The following is a 6,456-nucleotide window of genomic DNA, read 5'->3' as shown; positions in this document are numbered from 1 at the left end:
GAGTAATATTACTGCCGCGTGTGATGTGGGAGGCTTTAACTCGTCGTTATAAGTATATGAAGACAGGATTTCTGCCTCCGAAGCGCAGGAATTATGCCCTACATCACCATGAGCTTATTCTTATATTGAGGGACTTCCAAAAAATAAAATCAACAGTAAATAATAATACAATACAGTTCAGTTAAGCATTTTTTCTCTTCTCTCTGTTTCCTCTGCGCCTCTGCGGTTCGTTAAAAAAGTTGACTTTGACAAAGAGTTTTAGCCTTAACTGAACCGTATTGAATAATAATAATCATTACTATGGGGCAGCCAGTGGCTGCCCCTCCCCCAATTTTCCAAGATGTTGAGCAAGGCACAAGAGCATTTAGGCTCAAATCGCAATGTTGAGTACTTGGCTTTAGATTTATATCAATTAAGATGTAATAGGATTGTGGTGCAGTTCGTTAATATAATCCTTCTGGTGGGGAAATATCAGATCCGACAGCCACACCAGTATTAGTAGATTTAATCCCTGGTTTAACAGTAGGAGATTGTTCTTTTAACGATTGTAAAACAGAAGAAGAGTTATCTTGCTCAGTTGATATATTGGTATTCGCTTGTTGCTGGGACATCAAAGCTAATCCTCCCATTGCACCAGCAAGAAGAGCTGTATAACTTAGATATAAATGCGTCGGACGAATTTCCAATCCCATTCCTTTTTTAGATTGGTACGAAAAGGGCTGATTTACTAGTATAGCTGCTTGTTCTGGCAAAGAAGCAGCTAAAGCAACACCATTAAGTCCTAAAGCATCTCCATAACGTCGTATGTATCCACGTACAAAAATGTCATCTGGCAATTCTTTCGAGTTGCCGTTTTCTAATGCTTCTATCAGCTCGGTTCGGATATGAGTGGAAAGCTGGATGTGATCCAAAGAAAGCCCTTTGGACTGACGGGTTTTTTGGAGTTGTTGCCCGATTTGACGTAGGCATACCATGTGTTGTTGGGCTGCTTGTTCAGCTTGTTCAGCTTGAGAAATTCTCTGATGATTCAGAAATTGTAGTGGTTTTTTCCACAACGAATTTTCTGCTACATTTTTAGAGGATTGCTCAGGGAGAGTGCAATGCTCCTGCTGTATCTCTGGTGAAGAATTGACTGTTTCTGTGGCTTGCTTCGTATCTGTAGCTGTTTCAACCTTTTGATCTTGTTGGGCAAATTGTCGAAATGCTAAACCAATCGCTTCTCTACCTACGGCTTTTAATAAATCTTGAGCCTGATCTGTTTCTGAACCTATTAACTTCTGCACAATCGCTAAAGCACGTCGATAAACTCGGCTACGATGCAGTTGTAGTTCTATTTCTCCTAAAAGCGATCGCAACTCATCTTGAGAAATTTCAATATTTGGATTGTCCAGAATTTGCAAATAGTATACAGGAGTAGTAACCATTGTGAAAGCCCTTTATATTAACTCAATCAAAGAAAGTTACAATCATATCTTCACTATTTTTCCTAACTTCACCTTTGTGATCCGGATGTTAATTGTATAATTTAAACTTTTTAATTCATCATCAACACTGGAACCTGACTTTTCACGGCATCTGGAAAACCTCTCTCTAAATCTCTCTCCTTTTAGGAGAGAGACTTTGAATTTCCCCCTTCCCGCGACGAGTTGGGGGTTAGGGGGTTAGGTTTTTCGTGGACTTTTCCACATAACGTGAAAAGTCAGCACTGGAACAAGGCAGTAATAAACGCAGTCATAATTCGTAAAAATGATACTGGTATCTCTGTGAGACGTTTTGCAGCAGACTAATTAGACTTCTTGCAGAAGTCGGGAAAAGGTGAGGGTGGGGTCTCCTCCTTTCAAGGGTAGGTGTTTAAGAAAGTCGCCAAATAAAGGTATTATAGCGAACTGAGGCTTGTCGGCAAAAACCACAAACTCAGGGAGTGCGATTGTTAGCTTTCAAAAGGGTTTTCTTTGGATGCAAGTGGTCAAAAACGCTCAATTAAATGAGTAGATGAACCAATCGCCAATCAATCGTTTGCAACTCTTGATGATTTGGAAAAAGTTTTATTTGAGCGATGCCAATCTCTGCTCCAACAGCAAGATTTGATTCAACGATTAACTGGTTTTCATTGGTGGATTCAAATTGGAGTTTAATCGTAACTAATTACCCGGACACGATATAACGCACCGAAAACCTCAAATTGTAAGTTAGGCAAGCCGTAATACTACAGTTGTTTTAAAAATCAGCAATTATTATTTATAATCAATATTAATGATAATTTGTTTGAGCTAAATGTTGCACAGCCCAGTCGTGCATAGCATAGAGAATTGGTTGCAAAGTTTCTCCTAACGGTGTCAGCGAATATTCAACCTTGGGTGGGATTTGGGGATAAACTTCTCGATGAATAATTCCATCTTCCTCCATTTCTCTGAGTTGCTGAGTTAGCATCTTTTGCGTAACTCCAGGTAAAGCCCGTTGTAGCTCACCAAACCGTTTTACACCAGTCATTAATTCTCTAATAATTAAAACTTTCCAGCGTCCGCCAATCACTTTTAAGGTAGTTTCTACTTCACAAGTCAGCCTGAAATGGTTTTCTGCTTCAGCTTTCATAGTTTTTTGTAGGAATCACCTGACTCAGGTTTGCTGGATATATCGCTAGTTATCTGTTACTTGTTCATAACTAGTGTAGCAGCTGCGGGAATATGACAATACAATAGATACTTGCTGTCTTCCGCAGTCCACTATGGATGTTTGCTGATTACTGTTACAGTAATCAGCAAAGTGCGTAGTTTACCGCCGTAGGCATCGCTTGGCTAACGAAAGTTTGAGCCAGGGATAGTTGATCGTTAGGTACTCAAGATATCTATAATTACATAGCTACCAACTCAGAATCAATTTCCGACGGCGCACTATCTTGGACTAGCGATCGCGTTTCGCCGTTACGCTGAAGGATACCGCCAACCATTGCCAACAAGGCGTTTACCTTGCGAGTTCGCCACATATCTACGAGGTTTTGCACTTCAGTTGCAGACATCCGGCGCATCATCGCTTCGTAGAGATAAGCAGCGTGTCCAGTTTCATCTTGGGCAATACTTAGCATTCCTAATTTCAAGTTACGAGCGGTTGGCTCGTTATCAGGTAATACTTTCGCCATTCGCGCAAAGTCTTTACTAGCATCTAACTCCAGAATGTATGTGCTAGCCATAAACACATCCCAGTCAATGACAGCTGGTTTTAGCTGTTCTTGAGTGTAACCTTCATAGAATGCTGCGAAAAAGGGACTACGCTGTTGTGATTTTTTTGTGGATGTAGTTGGGGGTTGACGCTTGAAATCTATAACTTGTTTATTCAGCTGTTGTAAGGCGTGGGCAAAAATTTGACCATGCTTAGTTTCATCTGATGCATGTTTTGCTAGTTTTTCGGCTAGCCATGTATCGCCTTCTGCTGCGGCGCGATCGCTAAGTGCAGATAAAAATGGCACAGAGCCAGATTCGGCCAACTGAAACCCCGCAAGGATGTTGGGGCGGGTTTTAGAGTCACGAATTTGAGCAGCAGAGTAATAGGCAAAGGCACTTGAACCAGCTAAATGCAGAACGTGAGTCAAGAAGTTCATCAGAAATTCCCGCTGACAATTGGAAGGTTACAATTCTTATACTAATCCGCATTTTCTATTCGTTGCCGCCAAAGGGTCTTACCATTTGGAATTTTGAATTGCCTGTGGAACTATATGCCAACAGTTAACAAATATATCTTTGTATTTTGCTAATATCATCCCACAGAGGTAATGCAGGTAAGTTTGGATGGAGAAATTAACTAAATCAATGCGATTTTGGCTTTGTGCAACTATCATAATTTTAAATTTGATGGGCTGCGATCGCTTTATCGGTACTTCTGGAGAACCAGTTGAGCGAGTCAGTGATGGCGATACTTTAGTAGTGAAAGATGCCGATGGCAAAAATCTTACCGTCCGCTTTGCTTGTGTAGATGCGCCAGAGATAGCTCATACTAACAAAGAAAAGCAGAGTAAACGTAGTAGCGATCGCAATCAATTTACTTGGGGTGTGAAAGCCCAAGAACGGGTGCAACAACTGGTACAACAAGGAGGCGATCGCGTAACTTTGAATATTACTGATAGCGATCGCTATGGGCGTAAAATTGCCGAAGTCCGTTTACAAAATGGCACTTTTGTGCAGCAGGTATTGTTAAAAGAAGGATTGGCAAAAGTGTATCGTCCTTATTTAAACAAGTGTCCTAGCCAAGACTTGGTTCAACAAGCTGAAGCTGAAGCCAAGGAACAACGCCTTGGTATTTGGAGTGACACTAAATTCGTTAATCCTTGGGAATATCGTACCCTATCAAAAAAATAAAAACTAAAGTGAGAAATTGCTTGCACTGCCAACTGCGCTCAATTTTTCCATCCCCGCGAGGAGTAATAAATTGAAAACTTCTCATAACGCGATTTGCGTTCTCAAACTGGGGTTTGAGTTCTCATTTGAGTATATTTAGTACACAAAAGCTAATATTGAGTTCTCAAACTGGGGTTTGAGTTCTCATTTAAGTATATTTAGTACGCAAAAGCTAATATTGAGTTCTCAAACTGGGATTTGAGTTCTCATTTGAGTATATTTAGTACACAAAAGCTAATATTGAGTTCTCAAACTGGGGTTTGGGTTCTTTTTTGCGTAATTTACTGATTTATTAGCGATTTACAGTGTAATAAAAGCTAATAGAGATTTGCAGGAATTTCCTCAGGCTGATCGATACGAAAATTTTTTAAAGTAAAGAAGTTTAAATCAGTGAATTCGAGAACTGAATAATCAAATAAATAACCACATTTTATGGCTAGACTAAAAAGAACTTCCCAAGTGCTAGAAAAAGCAGCACGTCGTGCAGCCAGTATCACTTCAATTGATCCAAACTTAGATGTGAGTAATGGACTCACTTTATTTGCCTACTCAAGCCTAATTGAGACAATGCGAAATAAAGAAAATAGCTACAACACTGCGCTTTCTAACCTAGATAAGATATACCGTGAAATGTTAGAAACAGAGCAGCAGTTGGCAGACATGACAGAACACATACTCATGGGCATTGGGGCTAAATATGGCAAAAGCAGTGTAGAGTATGGTATGGCGGGAGGAGTTCCTAAAAACCAACGCCGCAAGGGATTGCGAGGTGAATCGCCAATTGTTAGTAATGAGCCACCGTCAATGATTGTTAGTGTGAATAGCAATGGCAAAGTAAAAGCGTAATCAGAAGTGTGTAGAGAGCTACGCTTCTTATCGCTAGACATCGCAGTTTGTCAATTGGGAATTTAACTTTTTAATCCAATCCCCCAGAAAACAATTTACCAACTTGCGCCAAATCTACATTTCCACCGCTGATGATGACACCAACTCTCGCTTCTGGTGCTGTCACCACACCTTCGAGTAAAGCAGCAGCAGCTAATACCCCAGTGGGTTCAACGACAATTTTCAGGCGTTCCCACAAGAAAAACATGGTGCGAAGAATCGCTTCTTCAGATACCGTCACCATATCATCGACGTAATGCAGCACTAAGGGGAAAGTAATTTTACCAAGGCTAGGAGTCCGCGCACCATCAGCGATGGTATTAGGATTTTTGACTGTTTGCAGAGTTTTGGTGTGAAAAGAGCGGGTAGCATCGTCGGCAAGTGCTGGTTCTACCCCGATTACTTTACAATTGGGTAAAAGTGACTTGGCTGCGATCGCACATCCTGAAAGTAATCCGCCACCGCCACAACAAACTAATAATAAGTCCAATTCACCAACTTCTTGGATCAGTTCTAAAGCGGTTGTTCCCTGTCCGGCGATTACATGAGGATGATCGTAAGGGGGAATGAGTGTCAAAGAGCGATCGCTTGCTAGTTTTTGGGCTAATTCTTCTCGGTTTGTTTGTTGGCGATTGTATAAAATTATCTCTGCACCATAACCACGAGTAGCAGTTTGTTTGACAATAGGTGCATCATCAGGCATGACAATGGTGGTGGGAATATTGAGTAATTGTCCAGCTAAAGCGATCGCTTGGGCATGATTTCCCGATGAATAGGTGAGAACGCCTGTTTGTTTTTGTGCTGCCGATAGTTGGGCTAAGGCATTGTACGCACCTCTAAATTTAAATGCCCCAGTGCGTTGAAAGTTTTCGCACTTAAAGAATACTTGGCTATTGGTGCGATCGTTCACGATTCTAGAAGTCAGTACAGGCGTGCGGTGGGCAATCCCCAAAATTCGCTCTTGTGCTGCCTGTACGTCAGTTATAGTAACGGAATTATGCTGTGGCATTGATAATATTAAATATTCTTGCTCTTGTTTATATAGATACAGATTTTTATATTTGCGTCTAATATCCTGGATTGAAGCATACTCGTTTCAGGTGGATAGCATCATTTATTGTCTGTATAAAAATAGCTACAGCAAACATTATATATTGCAGTAGCTAAATTTATAAAACTTAAA

The 6,456-nt window shown here is 40.7% G+C and carries 6 protein-coding genes; 2 read left to right on the top strand and 4 right to left on the bottom strand.

All coding sequences use genetic code 11. From position 1 onward, the window contains the following. Window positions 1-443: 443 nt before the first annotated feature. From IQ229_RS08605 to IQ229_RS08595, 3 genes are all read right to left on the bottom strand, one after another. The gene (locus IQ229_RS08605) at window positions 444-1,424 is read right to left on the bottom strand and encodes a helix-turn-helix domain-containing protein (protein WP_194042914.1); all 981 of its coding nucleotides are present in this window, start codon (window positions 1,422-1,424) and stop codon (window positions 444-446) included. Window positions 1,425-2,250: 826 nt separating this feature from the next. Then, the gene (locus IQ229_RS08600) at window positions 2,251-2,592 is read right to left on the bottom strand and encodes a winged helix-turn-helix transcriptional regulator (protein ID WP_194042912.1); all 342 of its coding nucleotides are present in this window, start codon (window positions 2,590-2,592) and stop codon (window positions 2,251-2,253) included. A 259-nt stretch (window positions 2,593-2,851) separates the two neighbouring features. Next, window positions 2,852-3,595, bottom strand: coding sequence for a ferritin-like domain-containing protein (locus tag IQ229_RS08595; protein ID WP_194042910.1), 744 nt, complete (start codon window positions 3,593-3,595; stop codon window positions 2,852-2,854). Between the two features lie 187 nt (window positions 3,596-3,782). On the opposite strand from IQ229_RS08595, the gene IQ229_RS08590 reads away from it, so the two are divergent. After that, entirely contained in the window at window positions 3,783-4,349 is a 567-nt protein-coding gene (locus IQ229_RS08590) for a thermonuclease family protein (RefSeq protein WP_194042908.1), read from the top strand. A 471-nt stretch (window positions 4,350-4,820) separates the two neighbouring features. Beyond that, window positions 4,821-5,234, top strand: coding sequence for a hypothetical protein (locus IQ229_RS08585; protein WP_194042906.1), 414 nt, complete (start codon window positions 4,821-4,823; stop codon window positions 5,232-5,234). Window positions 5,235-5,304: 70 nt separating this feature from the next. Here the strand turns inward: IQ229_RS08585 and IQ229_RS08580 are convergent, their stop codons facing one another. Next, window positions 5,305-6,282 carry a threo-3-hydroxy-L-aspartate ammonia-lyase gene (locus IQ229_RS08580; protein ID WP_194042904.1) on the bottom strand — a complete coding sequence of 326 codons (978 nt, stop codon included), beginning with the start codon at window positions 6,280-6,282 and terminating at the stop codon, window positions 5,305-5,307. Window positions 6,283-6,456: the final 174 nt, after the last annotated feature.

Origin of the sequence: Nostoc cf. edaphicum LEGE 07299, assembly GCF_015207245.1 — a bacterium.
GTDB classification, from domain to species: Bacteria; Cyanobacteriota; Cyanobacteriia; order Cyanobacteriales; family Nostocaceae; genus Nostoc; species Nostoc edaphicum_B.
This window is presented reverse-complemented; position numbering and strand designations above follow the sequence as displayed.